This window comes from Bacteroides sp. AM54-2NS, assembly GCF_003602935.1.
In the GTDB taxonomy this organism is placed as follows: domain Bacteria; phylum Bacteroidota; class Bacteroidia; order Bacteroidales; family Bacteroidaceae; genus Bacteroides; species Bacteroides xylanisolvens.
Genome location: NZ_QTMZ01000007.1, coordinates 121388 through 138751 on the forward strand (window position 1 = coordinate 121388; position 17364 = coordinate 138751).

General features: G+C 43.5%; 13 protein-coding genes, 1 tRNA gene and 2 pseudogenes. 8 read left to right on the forward strand and 8 right to left on the reverse strand.

Translation table 11 applies throughout. The annotated features are described in order from the left end of the window. Positions 1 to 95: 95 nt before the first annotated feature. From DXA05_RS06810 to DXA05_RS06820, 3 genes and pseudogenes are all read right to left on the reverse strand, one after another. Complete coding sequence (locus DXA05_RS06810) at positions 96 to 803, reverse strand: DUF5020 family protein (RefSeq protein ID WP_008021077.1); 708 nt, start codon at positions 801 to 803, stop codon at positions 96 to 98. Between the two features lie 73 nt (positions 804 to 876). Then, positions 877 to 2471: pseudogene (locus DXA05_RS06815) on the reverse strand (SusD/RagB family nutrient-binding outer membrane lipoprotein). Between the two features lie 15 nt (positions 2472 to 2486). Continuing rightward, the gene (locus DXA05_RS06820; protein WP_049703428.1) at positions 2487 to 5618 is read right to left on the reverse strand and encodes a TonB-dependent receptor; all 3132 of its coding nucleotides are present in this window, start codon (positions 5616 to 5618) and stop codon (positions 2487 to 2489) included. A gap of 108 nt (positions 5619 to 5726) precedes the next feature. Here DXA05_RS06820 and DXA05_RS06825 point away from each other — a divergent pair, with 108 nt between their 5' ends. The 3 genes from DXA05_RS06825 (at position 5727) to DXA05_RS06835 (ending at position 6894) form a co-directional block, all read left to right on the forward strand. Then, on the forward strand, positions 5727 to 6305 hold the full coding sequence (locus DXA05_RS06825) for a uracil-DNA glycosylase family protein (protein ID WP_055235875.1): 579 nt from the start codon (positions 5727 to 5729) through the stop codon (positions 6303 to 6305). 97 nt (positions 6306 to 6402) lie between these two features. Continuing rightward, positions 6403 to 6756 carry an arsenate reductase family protein gene (locus tag DXA05_RS06830; protein WP_004308288.1) on the forward strand — a complete coding sequence of 118 codons (354 nt, stop codon included), beginning with the start codon at positions 6403 to 6405 and terminating at the stop codon, positions 6754 to 6756. Positions 6757 to 6821: 65 nt separating this feature from the next. After that, positions 6822 to 6894 (forward strand) — tRNA-Trp (locus tag DXA05_RS06835). Between the two features lie 259 nt (positions 6895 to 7153). On the opposite strand, the gene DXA05_RS06840 is transcribed toward DXA05_RS06835, so the two are convergent. Continuing rightward, entirely contained in the window at positions 7154 to 9004 is a 1851-nt protein-coding gene (locus DXA05_RS06840; protein WP_128858951.1) for a VWA domain-containing protein, read from the reverse strand. 188 nt (positions 9005 to 9192) lie between these two features. On the opposite strand from DXA05_RS06840, the pseudogene DXA05_RS06845 reads away from it, so the two are divergent. The 5 genes and pseudogenes from DXA05_RS06845 to DXA05_RS06865 all read left to right on the forward strand — a co-directional run bounded on the left by DXA05_RS06845 (position 9193) and on the right by DXA05_RS06865 (position 13317). Then, positions 9193 to 9848, forward strand: a pseudogene (locus DXA05_RS06845) (CDP-alcohol phosphatidyltransferase family protein). Continuing rightward, entirely contained in the window at positions 9845 to 10801 is a 957-nt protein-coding gene (locus DXA05_RS06850; RefSeq protein ID WP_117611087.1) for a phosphatidate cytidylyltransferase, read from the forward strand. The pseudogene DXA05_RS06845 and the gene DXA05_RS06850 overlap by 4 nt, the downstream one beginning before the upstream one ends. Positions 10802 to 10825: 24 nt before the next feature. Continuing rightward, positions 10826 to 11482: a lysophospholipid acyltransferase family protein gene (locus DXA05_RS06855; protein ID WP_008021065.1), complete on the forward strand. Its 657-nt coding sequence runs from the start codon at positions 10826 to 10828 to the stop codon at positions 11480 to 11482. Continuing rightward, positions 11483 to 12055, forward strand: a complete 573-nt coding sequence (locus DXA05_RS06860; RefSeq protein ID WP_117611088.1) for a sigma-70 family RNA polymerase sigma factor — start codon at positions 11483 to 11485, stop codon at positions 12053 to 12055. It abuts the gene before it with no gap. Continuing rightward, a complete protein-coding gene (locus DXA05_RS06865) occupies positions 12052 to 13317 on the forward strand; it encodes an energy transducer TonB (protein WP_087318273.1) in 1266 nt (421 codons plus the stop codon). Before DXA05_RS06860 ends, DXA05_RS06865 begins: the two co-directional genes overlap by 4 nt. 117 nt (positions 13318 to 13434) lie before the next feature. On the opposite strand, the gene DXA05_RS06870 is transcribed toward DXA05_RS06865, so the two are convergent. The 4 genes from DXA05_RS06870 to DXA05_RS06885 form a co-directional block, all read right to left on the reverse strand. Beyond that, positions 13435 to 14307, reverse strand: coding sequence for a pyridoxamine kinase (locus DXA05_RS06870; RefSeq protein WP_004304792.1), 873 nt, complete (start codon positions 14305 to 14307; stop codon positions 13435 to 13437). A gap of 335 nt (positions 14308 to 14642) precedes the next feature. Further along, positions 14643 to 15224, reverse strand: a complete 582-nt coding sequence (locus DXA05_RS06875; protein WP_128858952.1) for an LUD domain-containing protein — start codon at positions 15222 to 15224, stop codon at positions 14643 to 14645. Next, positions 15221 to 16606 carry an LUD domain-containing protein gene (locus DXA05_RS06880; RefSeq protein WP_004304790.1) on the reverse strand — a complete coding sequence of 462 codons (1386 nt, stop codon included), beginning with the start codon at positions 16604 to 16606 and terminating at the stop codon, positions 15221 to 15223. The genes DXA05_RS06875 and DXA05_RS06880 overlap by 4 nt, the downstream gene beginning before the upstream one ends. Next, on the reverse strand, positions 16603 to 17343 hold the full coding sequence (locus DXA05_RS06885; RefSeq protein WP_004304789.1) for a (Fe-S)-binding protein: 741 nt from the start codon (positions 17341 to 17343) through the stop codon (positions 16603 to 16605). Before DXA05_RS06885 ends, DXA05_RS06880 begins: the two co-directional genes overlap by 4 nt. Positions 17344 to 17364 lie beyond the last annotated feature (21 nt).

Genomic DNA, 17364 nt, shown 5'->3' on the forward strand with positions numbered 1-17364 from the left:
GGAGATTCCTCTGAAGTTCGGATTCTTTTAGCCTGACTTCTTTTTACTCTATTTCTTTTAACTCGCTTTTTGGTTCGATTTTTGGTTCGATTTTTTTAGTTCAGCGTCCATTTCAGAGCAAGCGTCGGGATCACATAAAAGCCATCGCGACCACCGAAGTTATTGCTCAATTCGACTTCGGAGCCAACGCTTAGATTGAAGTTTTTATTTACTCCCTTGATTTGATTCAGGTTTACCCAAAATTGTGGTTCGGAGAGGAAGATAGTCTTTCCGTAGTTCGTTTCTTCACGCCACCAGTCGGCAAAGCCGGAGAAAGTGAGCAGGTTACGGCAGAAGTTTACGTACCATGTACCTGTCAACTGGAAGTTGTTGGGTGATGAGTGTTTCTGAATATACTTATACATGGCGGTCAGTGTGAAGCCTTTGGAAAAAGAAGCATTATTAAAGGTATACGTGGCTCCTGCCAGATAAGCATTTTTATAAGACATACCTTTGGATAATCCACCGTTATATTCAAGATGCGCAGAGAAAGGACCTTTCCAGAATTTCACTTCACGGGCTATTTCCCAATAAGCAGCAGCGACACCTTCGGAGGTATAATCCATATCGACAAAGAAATAAGTACTTCCCCAAGTATCAGGATGAAACTTCTCTACTGTGGAAGTTAACAGCGGACGACCTTGCAAATCTTTATCATACAAAGAACGTCCAAAATCATAATGTAACTGGATGTTTTGCGCCTGCAATCCCGGTACGGCAGAGAGCAACATACAAAGGAAAAGAGCAGAGATAATCTGTTTCATAAGTAAATGTGTTTAAATGAAGATGCAAAAATAGTTAAAGCTACACATATAAACACACTACTTTTATCTTTTTTTATTCCAGGTTATTATTTCCCGTGTCCCACCAAAGCCTTGTACCTCCATGATCGTTTCCTCCTAAAGCTTCCACAAGCGCGGAATATTGTTCCGGGTCTTCCGTCTGTAAGGTACCGGGGAAGTTTAGACGGCGCACCATAATCTCCGTGTCGATAGAACCGTTTCTGCTATGGTTGAATCGTACGGGAAATAAACGGGGATACCCTGTTCGTCTTTGTTCTGCCCAAGCTTCGCAACCTTCCGGAAACATAGCAATCCACTTCTGCGTAATGATCTTCTCCAGTTTCGTTTCCTTATCATCCAGCGGATTCCATTTGGGAGAGACTTTACAACGGGCCTCTATATTATTTTCTTCATCATACGTGTCTATAAAGTCGGAGGCGGTCTGTTCACTTTGCAGATAATCTTCTACGCCATAGATTCCCCATTGATGGAAAGAAGTAGTTACACCGTTCTGATAACAGGTTTCTTCATCTTCATCCGTCCACCCGCGCAATGCAGCTTCGGCACGCAGAAACCAAACTTCCGAAGCAGTCATCAGAGGCGCATCGGTGCTTTGCTTGACAAACAGCTTCGACAATCCGGAATAATGACTATGAGCAAAACATGTCCCCTGACGAATTCCACGATATTGTCCTTTCAGGGTTTCATCCGTACAGAGTTCGAAATAAATTCCAAGACGGGGATCATTATATCCCACCAAGATTGATTCCATATTCGCACTCATGTAAGTTTCATTCCACACACGATTAAGTTCTCCCAATGGATTGGTATATCCGGATTTGGTAGAAACAACAGCTCCGCCTGTTTCCGCTTCAAAGAAGCCGTAATCGTTTTCTTTTATTTTCTGTATTTCAGCACGTGCCTTATCGGGGGCAACAGAGGCAATACGCATAGCTAGACGCAAACGCAACGAATTGGCAAACTTTACCCAGGAAGGGTATTTACCATCCAACAAAATATCAAAACGTGCAAATCCATTGAATTCCGGTTTCTCCTCTATATAACCGGTGAGGGCAACCACGGCAGAATCGAGTTCATTGAAAAACTCATAATAAACATCTTTTTGTTTATCAGGACGGTAGTGGTTTTCTGCATTCGCAAAATTCTTATAAATGATGGGACCATAATAATCCGTCACACGATGCATGGCTTCTACCTTTAATATTTTCGTGATCCCGAACAAAGCAGGATGTGTATTCCGGGTAGCATTCTCCGATTGGTATATCTGCGGGAAAATATAAGAATACATATGCGTCCACATGGCGCTGTTCCAACCATCCTGCATATTATAGTCGGAATTATGCGAACCTCCGTTCAAGGGTTTACCGTCATGCATATATCCACCAAACATATCTGCGTTCAGATTCTGTATCAGCTGGAAAGGCCAGTTCTTCCCTTTTCCGAAATCATAATTAAAATAAATACCCTGCTGAATAATGCCCAAACGGATTCCATAACCATTGTCGTCAATAATCAGGTCATCATCGTGATTCCGGACAAGTCGGTATTGTAATCACGGAAATTACCGGTACATGCTACAGAAAAGAGCAGTAAGCCCAGCAAGTATAAATATACATATTTTCTCTTCATTTCTCTCTCCTACCTTTAAAATTCACATTTCAGAGTAAAGCCCAAACTACGGGTCGTAGGCATTCCGAATACTTCAATCCCTTGGTTATCATTCCCGGTGGAAAGTACCAAATCCGGATCAAAAGGAGCTTTCTTATATAAGAAACATAGATTGCGGGCCACAAACGAAAGCTGCACATCTTTCAGAACCTTCGTTTTTTGTATCCACTTCTTTGAGAAATTGTAGCTCAACGATACTTCGCGTAACCGTAAATTAGTGGCATCATACATATAATACTCTGTCACTCCGGCACGCCCGCCCACTACATTTTTATAGAATCCTTTCACATTATCGATCTGCTGACCTTCAAGCATCACATATCCTCTGTCGCGTGCATCAGCCGTAATTTCCGATACGCCATAGAGATCCATTTCCGCTTGTGTCTGCGAAAGGACTTTTCCTCCGTAACGCCAGTCAAGCAGGAAATAAAGGCTGAATCCTTTGTAAGAGAATGTGTGATCCCATCCCATCATAAAGACAGGGTTGGCATTTCCTACTTTCACCGTATTTCCGTCACCTTCCACCAATGGAAGTCCTTTGTAATCTCCTTCTGTTTCATAAACAATGTTTCCTGCGGCATCACGCACAAAGGCTTTACCATAGATATCACCGATAGAACCACCTTTCACCAGTTTCATTGCATAACTGGAAGAAAAGCTCGTAGGTCCGTAGACCAATTCTTTCAACTCGTCGTGCAGCTTCACGATCTTATTCTTGTTGGTAGAGAAGTTGATGGAAGTTTTCCAGGTGAAATCAGAAGTCAGTATCGGAGTTCCGTTCAGTGTCACTTCCCATCCTTGGTTTTGGATATTCCCAGCATTTACATATCGGAAAGCATACTTGTCACCTGCAAGAGCAGGAAGTTTGAAGAACTGATTATAAGTGTTGGTACGATAATAGGTCAGATTGATTCCTAACCGATGTTGGAAGAATCTCCATTCCGTTCCGAATTCCATGGCATGAGTCATTTCCGGCTCCATATCTTTGAAAGGAGCGGCATCATTTGCCTGTATCTCGCCACCGGCACTGATATGCGAAGCGGAATTAGTGACAAATACAGGAATATCGTTCCCCACTTTACTATAGGCACCACGCAGTTTCGCAAAAGAAATCCATTCGGGCAGCTTCACCCATTTATCAAGCAATATGGAAAGACCAACGGAAGGATAAGCAAATCCCGCTTTCTCATGTTCAGTATAAGCCAAGGTTGATGCCCAGTCATTACGAGCTGTCAAATCAAGAAATAATTTTTCCTTGTAGCCAATCTGTGCTGTACCGAAAATAGATTGAAGCTGACGATGCTCATCTATTTTCTGGTCAATACTGGCAGAACTGTTCATGATGATATTGGCAATATTAAATACATTAGCAAACTTCAGAGAAGCATTCTTGGAATCATAACGGGTCGAGTTTCTGATTCGATCATTTATACTACCGCCAATAGCCGCATCCAGTGTAAAATCTCCCCAGGTTTTCTTAAACATCGCCATGACATCACCATACATCTGCGTTTCCTGATAATCCATTTCAATATATCGACCGTTCGCTCCACACAGGGCAGTAGCGGTAGACGCATAGAATTTCTGACGCAACTTGTCAGCCCAGTAGTCCATGTTGCCACGAGCTTGAATAGTCAACCAATCATTTATCTTAAAGTTTGCCGAAAGGGAAAGGATAATGCGCGTACGCGTTTCTTTACTTTGTATACGGTTCACTATCCAATATGGATTCTGTTCGAAGTCTTCGGTAAATGTATGCCAGTTTTGCACATTCAAATTCCGTTCTTCGTCATAGGTTTCAAAATGGTCTTTATAATAAGACAGATTCTCACCACGAGGAAAACGATAAAGCCCTACCAACGGATTCATATAAAAACCTCCCGATACCGGCTTATTCTCAACAGTCTGTTTCATTACATTCACATTACCATCCAGTTTCAAACGTTTGTTGAACATGGTAGCTGTTTCGCGTAGGTTTATATTATGTTTCTTCAGCTTGTTTTTATCCATAATCCCCTTTCCAGTGGTGTTGGCATAGGAGAAATAAGTTTGTAGAGTTTCATTTCCATAGCTGACGGACACAGAAGTCATTGAGGTCAATCCGGTACGGAAAAAATCATTCAGGTTATCATGAGCCGTCAGATTATCTTTCTCACCCCAGCTGTCTACCACATCACTGACACCGTAACGATTTTGCATTTTAGGCAGGCTGAATGCTTTCTCGAAAGTTAGTCCTGTAGAGAAATTAATATTCCTTTGCCCGACAGAATTCCCTTTTTTAGTAGTGATAAGAATGACCCCGTTAGCAGCCATGCTACCATATAAAGCTGCTGCTGGAGCACCTTTCAAGATACTGATGCTTTCCACATCTTCCGGGTTCAGGTTAGAAATCCCATCTCCTCCATCACGGTTGCCGGCATTCGCCGTACCTCCAATAGCCGAATAAGCCTGCTCGGAAGAGGTATTCGACATCGGCACTCCGTCTATCACATACAGCGGTTGATTATCACCGGACACCGAACGGATTCCCCGGAGACTGACTTTGGCAGACCCTCCCATTCCGGAAGAGTTTTTATTGATTTGTACACCGGCTGCTTTTCCCGCCAGGGCAGTAATCATATTTATTTCTTTTATACGATTCAGTTCCTCACCTTTGATTTTCTGCGCAGAATAAGCCAGTGTAGCTTCATCCTTTTCAATTCCCAAGGCTGTTACGATGACATGATCAAGCATCACCGCGTCTTCCTGAAGGCGTATTTCAAGCATAGTCCGACCTGTCACATTGACTTCTAAAGTCTTGTAACCTACAAAAGAAACCTGCAAGACAGCACTATCCGGAACAGATAAAAAGAATCGTCCATCAATATCGGTCACAGTACCATTGGCTCCCCCTTTCTCTCGTATTGTAGCACCGATTAGTGGTTCACCATAGACATCAATAACACGCCCTCTCACGGTATAATTGTCAGAAGGAGTTTCTATCGTCCCTCTTAACAGTTGTTGCTCCGAAGCATAACAATTCCCACCCTCCAGGAAAAATAAGCTCATTAAGAAACAACTTACTAAAATTTCTTTTTTCAATGATATAATAAGATACTGTTTGTTCATCACACCGCAAAAATAACTAAATATTTTAAATCTAGCATTTTTTCTCATTGATTTTGAGGGAAATAAACATTATCACTATTTTTGTACGAAATTAAAATGAACGATAACATGGAAATCGAAACACATCCGCTAGAACCATTTCTCCCAGCGAAATCAAAATTGCTTATGCTGGGCAGTTTCCCGCCACAGAAAAAAAGATGGTCGATGGATTTTTATTATCCAAACCTAAACAATGACATGTGGCGTATATATGGAACCTTATTCTTTAATGATAAGAATCATTTTCTGAATTCGACACTAAAATCGTTTTGTCGTGAGCAAATCATAGACTTTTTGAACGAAAAGGGAATTGCCCTGTTTGATACCGCTTCATCCATCCGCCGGTTGCAGGATAACGCATCGGATAAGTTTCTCGAAGTAGTGGAGGCTACCGATGTAGCAGCATTGCTGCGACAACTTCCCGAATGTAAAGCCATCGTCACTACGGGGCAAAAAGCAACGGACACTCTCCGGCAGCAATTCGAAATAGAAGAGCCGAAAGTAGGCGATTACTCCGAGTTCGTTTTTGAAGGACGCGCCATGCGGCTTTACCGGATGCCTTCATCATCAAGAGCATATCCACTGGCGTTGGACAAGAAAGCAGCCGCTTACCGGATTATGTTTCAGGATTTGCAGATATTGAGGTGAGGTTTAAGTAGTAAGTATTAGGTATCAAGTATTAAGTATTAAGTGTTAAGTATTAAGTGTTAAGTATTACATAGTAAGAATTAAATTATAAATGAATATGGCAACATTATTTTTGCAGTACCCGGCATGCAGCACATGCCAGAAAGCCAAGAAATGGTTAACAGAAAATAACATTGAGTTTACAAACCGATTAATTGTAGAAGAAAATCCTACAGTTGAAGAATTAAAAGCATGGATTCCACGTAGCGGTTTACCGGTGAAGAAATTCTTCAACACGAGTGGATTAGTATATAAAGAGCTGAAACTAAGCGAGAAGCTGCCTGCTATGAGTGAGGAAGAACAGATAGCACTCTTGGCAACGAACGGTAAATTGGTGAAACGTCCATTGGTAGTGACAGACAGCTTCGTTCTGGTCGGTTTCAAGCCCGATGAGTGGGAAAAATTAAAATAATTCAAAACTTATTTACCCGAATGTTTGGAGATTCAGAAGTTTCTACTACCTTTGCAGCCGCAAACACGGGAGTAGCTCAGTTGGTAGAGCACCGGTCTCCAAAACCGGGTGTCGGGAGTTCGAGCCTCTCCTCCCGTGCAGAGTTAAATAGCTGTAAACGATAAGTTTATGGCTATTTTTCGTTTTAGGTCAGACGAATTTCGGACGAAATTAATTATAGTGACGGTATCCGGCAAAGATAGTGACGGTATACAACAGTGATAGCGTCACTATCCCGAGCATATACCGTCACTATTATTTTCTAGGATTATCTATCTGGAATTGTACGTTTATTCATATCAGTGAATATTACGCATAATAATATGATGTACATTTCCAATGACTCCTGTTTGCTTTCCTAGTTCTTATTTGTTCTTTCCAATCCTTTAGCAGCCTCAACCAAACGAATGAATTCTCTTCTATATCCTTTATCATCATTATTCAGTCCCTGTTTGGCCAGATCAATCACTTTGTCGTAACTGGCATTTCCTTTAAAGTCAGACTCCCGAAGTAACTGTCCGAACATAGCCACTGCAGAAGCAAAGCGGAAATCGGAAGAAACATTATTTCCTTTATTATCTACGAAAGGAAGTTCCATTTTCTTGCTGACATCTTTATCCGGAGCTTTATAACGCAGTTTCACAGTCAGGAGTTCATTAGAGCCTGTCGGCTTCACGGACACTTTCTCTTTCTTCTGATATTTCAAGTCGTCTATTTTACCTACATATTCATTCTTTACTCCCGTAGGAATCACTTCGTAAAAGGCTGTCACTGTATGTCCCGCACCCATATCTCCGGCATCTTTAGCATCATTATTAAAGTCCTCGTCTTTCAACAGACGACTTTCGTAACCAACCAGACGATAGGCCTGCACTTGGGAAGGATTAAATTCGACTTGCAGTTTGACGTCTTTTGCCACTGTATGCAGCGTAGCACCGAATTCGCCTACCAAAACACGGTTGGCTTCCTGCAAGTTATCTATATAAGCATGATTGCCATTTCCCTTTTCAGCCAACACCTGAATCTTCTTATCTTTATAATTACCCATGCCATAACCCAGTACGGTAAGGAATACTCCACTCTTGCGTTCTTTTTCAATCAATTGTTCCAATCCTTCAGCGGAAGAAACGCCCACATTAAAATCACCATCGGAACAAAGTATGATACGGTTATTGCCGTTAGAGATCAGATTCTTCTTGGCTATTTTATACGCTAACATGATACCTGCACCACCTGCCGTAGAGCCACCCGCCGTTAATTCATCTATCGCTTCGCGAATCTTCTGTTTGTCGCTACCCGGAGTTGCTTCCAGTTTCACACCGGCACTGCCTGAATAAGTCACAATCGCTACTTTATCTTTATCACGTAAGTTATTCACCAATAATTTGAGAGATGACTTCACCAAATCCAAGCGGTTGGCTCCCCACATAGAACCGGAGACATCAATCAGGAATACCAGATTAGATGCAGGCAGATTATCCGTCGGGATTTCTTTTGCTTTCAGGCCGATACGTACAAGACGATGATTAGTATTCCAGGGACAGGCTCCGGATTCCATCGTAATTTTCACAGGATCACTTCCTGTCGGCTTCGGATAATCATAAGAAAAGTAGTTCACTAATTCTTCTGTACGGATAGCATCAACCGGAGGCAGTTCACCTTTATTGATAAAACGACGCATATTACTATAAGAAGCGGCGTCTACATCAATAGAGAAAGTAGAAAGTGGAGCATCCGACACACTCTTGAAACCATTCTCCTGAAACTCCCCGTATTCTTCCGCATTTGCAGCATCATACATGATTCCCGGAGTCGGACATACTGCCCTATAAGCAGTAGACATTACTTTTGCAGCTCTTGTCTCATGGCCGTATCCTACCACCACACATTCTTCCAATACCAGTTCGTCAGCTTTCATCTTCACATCCAGCGTGGTCGATTTTACTACCCGTCTCTCCTGCTTATACCCGATATACTGGAACAACAACGTTTCCCCTTTCTTAGCCTGTATCGTGTACCGGCCATTCATATTCGTTACCGTACCTTTCGTAGTACCCTTTATCTGTACCGAACAGCCAACAAGCGGAGTTCCATCCTTTGCATCCGTCACAGTACCCGACACGGTAATAGCTTGCGCGTTCACCATACCTAAAGAAACAACTGCCATCAGCAGTACGAGCATCATTGCTCTGAATTGATTTGTTTTCATAACTTCATTATTTAAAATGTTACTAATAGTTCGCTTTTACTATAGAGATGCAGATTTCACACTGATTCCATAAATGACTTGAACTTTTTTTATCCGGCAGAAAAAAGAGTCCTTTCAAAATTCTCCCTTATTCCTTTGCCACTCATCAGATGATGTGTATATTTGCGAATCATAAACATATCACAAATATGAAAAACGAAGTCGACGGAAGGCGGGAAATAGCCTCACGAAACACGGCCTGGGCTAATAACATTGCCCGCAAACTAACTCGTTGGGGTGTCACTCCCAATCAAATTTCCATGATGAGTGTATTCTTCGCTATGGTAGGTTGCCTCCTGCTGATTGGCACAGTTATTTATCCCGGCTTCAATAAATATGTAGCCTATATTCTGTTCATCGTTTGTATGCAGTCGCGGTTGCTCTGCAACCTGTTCGATGGGATGGTTGCCATTGAAGGAGGAAAGAAAAGTGCCAACGGAGATCTTTATAACGATATGCCCGACCGTTTTGCTGATGCATTGTTCATCATTCCCGTCGGGTATGTAGCAGGTGGATTCGGAGTCGAATTGGGATGCTGGGCGCCCTTCTTGCTGTTATGACAGCTTATTTCCGCTGGATAGGAGCCTATAAAACACATCAGCATTTCTTTAATGGTCCGATGGCCAAACAACACCGCATGGCGTTGCTGACACTGACCTTTGTAGTCGCCACCTGCACCATCCATTCAGGATACGACCGGATGGTATGCTTCATCGCTCTAATCATTATCAACATCGGTCTTATCGCGACACTGATACATCGCCTGTACCTCATGTCACACACAACAAACACTGAAATAAAATGAAAAATCTACTGGATAAAATATTCCCTACATTAAGCGATGAGTTGATTATTGTCATCTCGCTTATCATCGGATTGCTTGTTACGGCAAGCCTTATTCTTTTCCTTGTAAAAAAGATATCTCCGAAAACAAATATCAGCGAACTCGTCGCACGCACGCGCTCATGGTGGATCATGGCGGGTATGTTTATCGGTGCTGTATTTATCAGCTATAACATCTCTTATTTCTTCCTTGCCTTTCTCTCTTTCATTGCTTTCAGAGAACTTTATTCTGTATTGGGATTCAGAGAGGCAGATCGCGGAGCACTGTTTTGGGGCATACTGGCTATCCCCATTCAATATTACCTGGCTTACCTTGCCTGGTATGGAGCATTCATCATCTTCATTCCGGTAGTCATGTTCCTCGTATTGCCTTTACGGCTCGTTTTAAAGGGAGATACACACGGAATCACCAAGTCGATGGCGCTGTTGCAATGGATTCTGATGCTTTCAGTATTCGGTATCAGCCACCTCGCTTATCTCCTGTCACTTCCCGAACTACCGGGATTCAGCTCTGGAGGACGGGGCCTGCTGTTGTTCCTTGTATTCCTTACGGAAATCAATGACATCATGCAATTTATCTGGGGCAAACTTCTCGGACGGCATAAGATTCTTCCGAAAGTAAGTCCGAACAAGACATGGGAAGGTTTCCTGGGCGGTGTCATCAGTACCACTGCGATTGGTTACTTTCTCGGTTTCCTGACTCCCCTCTCCGCTCCTAACGTTATTCTGGTTAGCGCCCTCCTTGCGATTGCCGGCTTCTCGGGAGACGTGGTCATCTCCGCTATCAAGAGAGATAAAGGAATTAAAGATATGGGGAACAGTATTCCCGGTCATGGAGGAGTATTCGACCGGATAGATTCGCTGTCCTACACTGCTCCTGTATTTTTTCATTTAGTTTATTACATTGCATATTAAACGGAGAGAATGGAAAAAAGATTCATGCAAGCTGCTGCGATGCAGATTATATATAAAGGTGTTTTCCAATGGTTCCTGAAATTAATCGTAGGGGTTCAGTTCACCGATTGCCGCTTCCTTAAAAAAGAAAAGCAATTCATTATCCTTGCCAACCATAACAGTCACCTGGACACCCTAAGCCTGTTGTCTTCCCTGCCCGGCGAACTTTTGTGGAAAGTCAAACCCGTAGCAGCAGAAGACTATTTCGGGAAAACCCGCTTTCAGGCTTCCATCAGCAACTTTTTCATCAATACGCTTCTTATCAGAAGAAAAGGGGAAAAAGATTCGGAGCACGATCCGATCCGTAAGATGCTTGAAGCCATTGATGCCGGATATTCACTGATTCTTTTTCCGGAAGGAACCAGAGGGAAACCGGAGCAGATGGGAAAAATAAAATCCGGCATTGCCCGTATCCTATCGCTACGACCTGAAGTGAAATATATTCCTGTATTCATGACCGGTATGGGACGCTCTTTACCCAAAGGAAAGATGATCCTGTTGCCATACAAAGCATCCATCTATTATGGTATGCCCGCTTTGGTAAAGAGTACGGATACACATGAAATATTAGAGCAGATAACAGGTGATTTTGAAAGAATGAAAGAAAAATATCAAGTCGTTATCGACGAAGAAGAGGAATAGATGTTGTTTTTCAAAAGAAACATATCGAAACTATCGGACGAGGAATTACTGATACACTATACGAAGTCCGGCGATACGGAATATTTCGGTGAATTATATAACCGATATATCCCGTTACTGTACGGACTTTGCCTGAAATACCTGCATGATGAAGACCGGGCACAGGAAGCAGTCATGCAGTTGTTTGAAGATTTATTGCCTAAACTGGGAAATTATGAGATAAAAGTTTTCAAGCCATGGCTCTACCGGGTGGCGAAGAATCATTGCCTGCAACTTTTACGGAAGGAAAATAAAGAAATTCCGTTAGATTATACGGTTAATATTATGGAATCTGACGAATTTCTGCATCTATTAAGTGAAGAGGATAGTTCGGAGGAACAACTGAAGGCATTACATCACTGTCTCGAAAAGTTGCCCGAAGAACAACGGACCAGTATTACGCGTTTCTTTCTGGAAGAGATGTCGTATGCCGACATTGTGGAACAGACCGGATTTACTCTGAACAATGTGAAAAGCTATATCCAGAACGGAAAGCGAAATTTAAAAATTTGTATTAAGAAACAAGCCCTATGAAACTATTGGACTACATACGAGGACTCCGCAAAGGAAAAGAGGCCCACCGACTGGAACGAGAGTCGATGCAGGATCCTTTCCTGGCCGATGCTATGGATGGTTACAGCCAGGTGGAGGGAAATCACGAACAACGGATCGAGAAACTGCGGATGCAGGTTTCAGCTCATTCGGCAAAGAAAAAGAACACCCGTGCTATCACTTGGAGCATCGCTGCCTGTCTGGCTATCGGATTCGGTGTCAGCAGTTATTTCCTGTTCCTGAAAAAGAGTATGACGGACGAAGTGTTCATTGCCAAAGAGAGTGTTTCCTCCAAGTTGGCTGAACCCGCAATTCCGCCCACTCCGGCTATTCCTGCAACTCCAACAGTTCCGGCAACTCCACAAAAGGAAATCGCATTGGCTACCGCAAAGGTAAAAACAGATTCCACTCCTGCTTCCGAAGATTCCACTCCTGTTTCCGAAATTACTGCGAGACAAGCGGATAAGAAAGATATGATTGCCAAAATCCAAGCGACTTCCCAACCACAACAAGGTGTGCCGGTGATGGAGGAAGTGTCGGAAGAGACTGCCGCATTGCAAGAAGTAGTAGCAACGATGGATACTTTCGAATCTGAATCTGATAAGAAAATGAAGTTGGCTAAGGTAGCGACTATCCTTCCTCAAAAGAACATGATTAAAGGGAGGGTGACCGACGAAAAAGGAGAACCGCTTATCGGAGCCAGTGTGACATATAAAGGAACGAATATCGGAACCATCACAAATATGAATGGAGAATTTTCGTTAGTCAAAAAGGATGATAAGAAACGATTGACAGCGGAGTATATCGGATATAATCCGGTAGAAATCCGGATAGATACCAACCGGACGATGCTCATTGCCATGAACGAAAACAAACAGGCACTCAATGAAGTGGTGGTAGTGGGATACGGCGCTAAGAAAAATAAGAAGTCAACAACTACCGGAAATGTTGTGACGGTTAAGGAACAGGCAAAGAAAGAGATTACTCCGCAACCTGTCATCGGTAAACGTAGCTATCAAAAATACCTGAAAGAGAATCTCGTTCGTCCAACGGATGATAACTGTAAAGATATTAAAGGGGAGGTAGTCCTTTCTTTCTTTGTTGATGAAGAAGGAAAGCCGCAAAATATCACTGTTATTCATGGATTATGTGAATTCGCAGATAAAGAAGCCATCCGGCTTGTCAAAGAAGGGCCTAAGTGGACAAGTGGAAAACTCCCGGCAAGAGTAACAGTACGATTCTGAACTTAATAAATACCAATAAGAAGGCACATTTGTGCCAACACAGTGGCACAGACATGCAAACAAGGTGGCATTGTTGTGCCAACCTATTGGCATAGTAATAACAACACAAAGCCTATCTTAAATCAGTTCGTAACTAGCCATCTGTATTGGCATATCCAAATTATGAAGCACTTTCTCCAATAGAATACCCTCGCGGTTATCATATTCATACCCGAAAGTGGCACGGATACCTTGCAGGATAAACTGTGTGGCACGGTCCAACGCCATCGGCAGACTGTCTCCCTGCATCAAAGAACCGGTGATGACACTGGTAAAAGTATCGCCCGTGCCGGGATAATGTGCAGGCAGATAAGGGCAGGTCACTTTCCAGTAGCGGTTTCCCTGACGGTTATATGCATAGACAGATGTTTTATGAGGCTCATCATGTACAGGAACACTGGTGATGATAACCACTTGCGGACCTTTGTCGGACAAAAGACGAAGATATTCTTTCAGTTCTTCATCCGTGTTATCTGCTTTATAGGGTTTATCCAATAAATAAAACAGTTCCGTCAGATTGGGGGTAATCACATCTGCTTTCGTGATTAAGTGGCGCATCTCTTTTATCATCTCTCCATCAAAGTTGGTGTATAATCGTCCGTTATCTCCCAACACCGGATCGGCAACGATCAGGCTGTCCGGCCGACGAAAGTCCCTGATAAAATCAGAAACAATCTGAATTTGTCTCGGAGAACCCAAGTATCCGGTATAGATAGCGTCGAACTCTACCTCCAATTTCTTCCATTGGGCAATAATCTTCGGCATTTCGTCCGTCAGGTCGAGGAAGGAGAAACCGGGATATTGCGTATGATTGGATAACACAGCCGTAGGAAGCGGACAGACCTGAAACCCCATGGATGAAAGAATAGGAATGACGACGGTCAGAGATACGCGCCCCATTCCCGAAAGGTCATGGACGGCGGCTATTTTCTTTACTTTATTGGCATACATATAATTTATAATTAAACGTTTTACTACTCTTATCCTACAAATTCATTTATCTACTATGGACAAACAGAAACAGATATCCTATTTACATCAAAGGAGATTCGACTATATTCTCCCAAAGACTCTATTACATCAGATGGAAGCCGGACTTTATCCAAACAGAGCCTCTATTTACATCAAACGGAAGCTCTGTTTATATAAAACAAAGGCTCTATTTCTTATCAATAGAGCCTCTGTTTTTACAGCGTCAACGGAGTCTCCATTTCGTTTGTACTAACAAATATAAAACTCCATTGTTTTGAAACCAAATTTATTTTAGAATAATCAACACGGAAACATTAGGTTAATATCACTAACACGGCTCGTGCCCCATGCGCTCCCATCACTAAAGCCTGCTCAATATCAGCAGTCTTTGACGGACCGGAGATGAACGTTCCGAACTGATATTCCTGTCCGTCCAGTTCGCGGTAGGCGTCATACATGGTATCTACAATTTTATTCCGGTCGAGCAGAATGACCAACTTCTCCGAGATAAAATAGATCGCTTTATATTTCACCGTCTGCGGTATCCAGATGGCTCCGTTTTCGGCTACTCCGATTTCTCCTTTCACTACGGCAACATCTGTGCCGTCCAACTCTTTCGGATCATCCAAATTATCGGGATTGAACGTAGCGCAGGAAATATCCGGCAATACGGAAGCAATGCGCATAGCATCCGAATAAGTCCGTCTTATGACTGTATTCACATCTTCCCCTTCACCCAATACAACTGCTGTACCACCCACTGCACGGCTGATTGCACAGAACTGTTCTATTTTGTCAGGATATGACAATCGTTTCATATCCGCAATATCCGGTTTATCATAACGCGTCTGCGTATGCTGGCGGATGCTGGCTAATATTTCTTCTCTGCTGCTCATTTGGATTCCTCCTTTCCCTGTACTTTGTTTTTCTTCCACATTTCATTGAACGACTCGCTGGCAAATTCCGGCAGTTCACGCCCCTTTCCCCAATCGTCGAGATCGTTGTATTTCATGAAACGAGGCAGGCCATTTACCACCGGGGCTGCCCACAAGGCTGCGTTGAACAATGCCGGACGCTCCATCAGGAACTTCATACCACCGGACATGATCTTCTTTCCCGTATTGGCTTTCCCCAGTCCGTCCAAATCCTGACGCCATTTGTAAATCTGTTCGGCCAAATCTACTTTCACCGGACAGACATCGGAACAGGACATACACAGAGAACAGGCTGAAAGATTATCATAATACTTCTCCGGAGCGTGGGCCATACCCAAGTTGATGCCAATAGGTCCGGGGATGAAGTACGTATAAGAGTAGCCTCCACTCCGGCGGTACACCGGGCAGGTGTTCATGCACGCACCGCAACGAATACAGTTCAGTGTCTTGATATGATCGGGCTTGGACAGTAAGGCACTCCGGCCGTTGTCTACGATGATAATATGATATTCACCGCCTTCGCGGGGACGGCGGTAATGAGAGGTATATGTTGTCACCGGTTGTCCGGTGGCCGAACGGGCGAGTAATCGGGTGAACACGCCTAACGCGTCCAGATCCGGGACAATCTTTTCCATACCGAAAGCGGCAATGTTCAGTTTCGGGTAGGAAGTACCCATATCGGCATTTCCTTCATTGGTGCAGACCACAATGTCACCGGTTGAAGCAACGGCAAAGTTGGCGCCTGTCATGGCGGCTTCGGCATTGAGGAAGAGATGGCGCAGGTTCTTACGTGCGGCATGAGTCAGGTAGGTAGGATCAAAGTTTCCCTTTTCCGTGCCCATCTCCTTTTCGAATAGTTCGCCTACCTGTTCCCGTTTGATGTGGATGGCAGGCAATACGATGTGGCTCGGTTCGAGATGCATCAGTTGCAGGATGCGTTCGCCCAAATCGGACTCTACGACATCGATGCCACGCTCCATCAGGAAAGGATTCAATCCACACTCTTCGGCGAGCATGGATTTGCTCTTGATGAAATGGTGGACGTTATGCTCATTCAGTATTTCGTAGACGATGGCGCAGTATTCATCGGCATCTTTTGCCCAATGTACGATGGCGCCGTTGGCGGTAGCATTCTTCTCAAACTCCAGCAGAAGTTCTTCGAGGTGGCTGTTGGAGTATAGTTTCAACTCGCAAGCCTTGTTGCGCAACTCTTCCCATTCGGGAACTTCCTTGCTCATCTTGTCCCTTTTGGCACGGACCATCCAAAGGGTTTCATTATGCCATGCTGCCATCTTGCTGTCCTGCAAGAACTTTTCGGCAGCCTTTGAATGTTTTGTACTCATGATTGCGACGCTAGAATTTCTACAATATGGATAATCTGAATAGGCAGATGCTCCCGTTTGATGACACCTTGCATGTGCATCAGGCAGGAACTGTCCGCTCCGACAATATACTCGGCTCCGGTAGCGATGTGATCTTTTACCTTATCACGCCCCATGCAGACGGAGACTGCCTGCTCTTCCACCGCAAACATTCCGCCAAAGCCGCAACACTCGTCAATATGGCTGGGCTCGAATACTTCGATGCCTTCTACCAGATTGAGCAGGTCACGCAATTTATTGTAATAAGGGATGTTCAGTTCGGTGGGAGCGGAAATCAACAGTTCGCGCACCCCATGACAGCTATTGTGAATACTGACTTTATGAGGAAAGCGTGCAGGAATTTTGGAAGGTTTCAAGACATCGTGAATGAACTCACAAATATCATAAATCTTTCCCGCACTCTGACAAACATGTCCTTCTTTCTCCAAGATGCCCGGATGATTCTCTTTCACAAATGCCACACAACTGGCGGAAGGACCGACGATGTAATCGTATTCCCGAAACAGATCGTCAAAACGGAGTGCCAATTTCATCGATTCATCTTCAAAACCGGCATTTGCCATCGGTTGTCCGCAACAAGTCTGATCCAACGGATAATCGACGTCTACTCCCAAACTTTTCAATAGTCTATACGATGCCACTCCCACATTGGGGTAAATAGCATTGATATAACAAGGAATAAACAAACCTACTTTCATACTATATTTTGTAATAATTTA

What these genes read in the sequence shown, in the direction of transcription:
- DXA05_RS06810 (WP_008021077.1), bottom strand. Translation starts at nt 803, where the DNA reads ATGAAACAGATTATCTCTGCTCTTTTCCTTTGTATGTTGCTCTCTGCC.
- DXA05_RS06840 (WP_128858951.1), bottom strand. Translation starts at nt 9,004, where the DNA reads ATGAAAACAAATCAATTCAGAGCAATGATGCTCGTACTGCTGATGGCA.
- DXA05_RS06850 (WP_117611087.1), top strand. Translation starts at nt 9,845, where the DNA reads ATGAAAAATCTACTGGATAAAATATTCCCTACATTAAGCGATGAGTTG.
- DXA05_RS06820 (WP_049703428.1), bottom strand. Translation starts at nt 5,618, where the DNA reads ATGAACAAACAGTATCTTATTATATCATTGAAAAAAGAAATTTTAGTA.
- DXA05_RS06830 (WP_004308288.1), top strand. Translation starts at nt 6,403, where the DNA reads ATGGCAACATTATTTTTGCAGTACCCGGCATGCAGCACATGCCAGAAA.
- DXA05_RS06875 (WP_128858952.1), bottom strand. Translation starts at nt 15,224, where the DNA reads ATGAGCAGCAGAGAAGAAATATTAGCCAGCATCCGCCAGCATACGCAG.
- DXA05_RS06860 (WP_117611088.1), top strand. Translation starts at nt 11,483, where the DNA reads ATGTTGTTTTTCAAAAGAAACATATCGAAACTATCGGACGAGGAATTA.
- DXA05_RS06880 (WP_004304790.1), bottom strand. Translation starts at nt 16,606, where the DNA reads ATGAGTACAAAACATTCAAAGGCTGCCGAAAAGTTCTTGCAGGACAGC.
- DXA05_RS06885 (WP_004304789.1), bottom strand. Translation starts at nt 17,343, where the DNA reads ATGAAAGTAGGTTTGTTTATTCCTTGTTATATCAATGCTATTTACCCC.
- DXA05_RS06865 (WP_087318273.1), top strand. Translation starts at nt 12,052, where the DNA reads ATGAAACTATTGGACTACATACGAGGACTCCGCAAAGGAAAAGAGGCC.
- DXA05_RS06825 (WP_055235875.1), top strand. Translation starts at nt 5,727, where the DNA reads ATGGAAATCGAAACACATCCGCTAGAACCATTTCTCCCAGCGAAATCA.
- DXA05_RS06870 (WP_004304792.1), bottom strand. Translation starts at nt 14,307, where the DNA reads ATGTATGCCAATAAAGTAAAGAAAATAGCCGCCGTCCATGACCTTTCG.
- DXA05_RS06855 (WP_008021065.1), top strand. Translation starts at nt 10,826, where the DNA reads ATGCAAGCTGCTGCGATGCAGATTATATATAAAGGTGTTTTCCAATGG.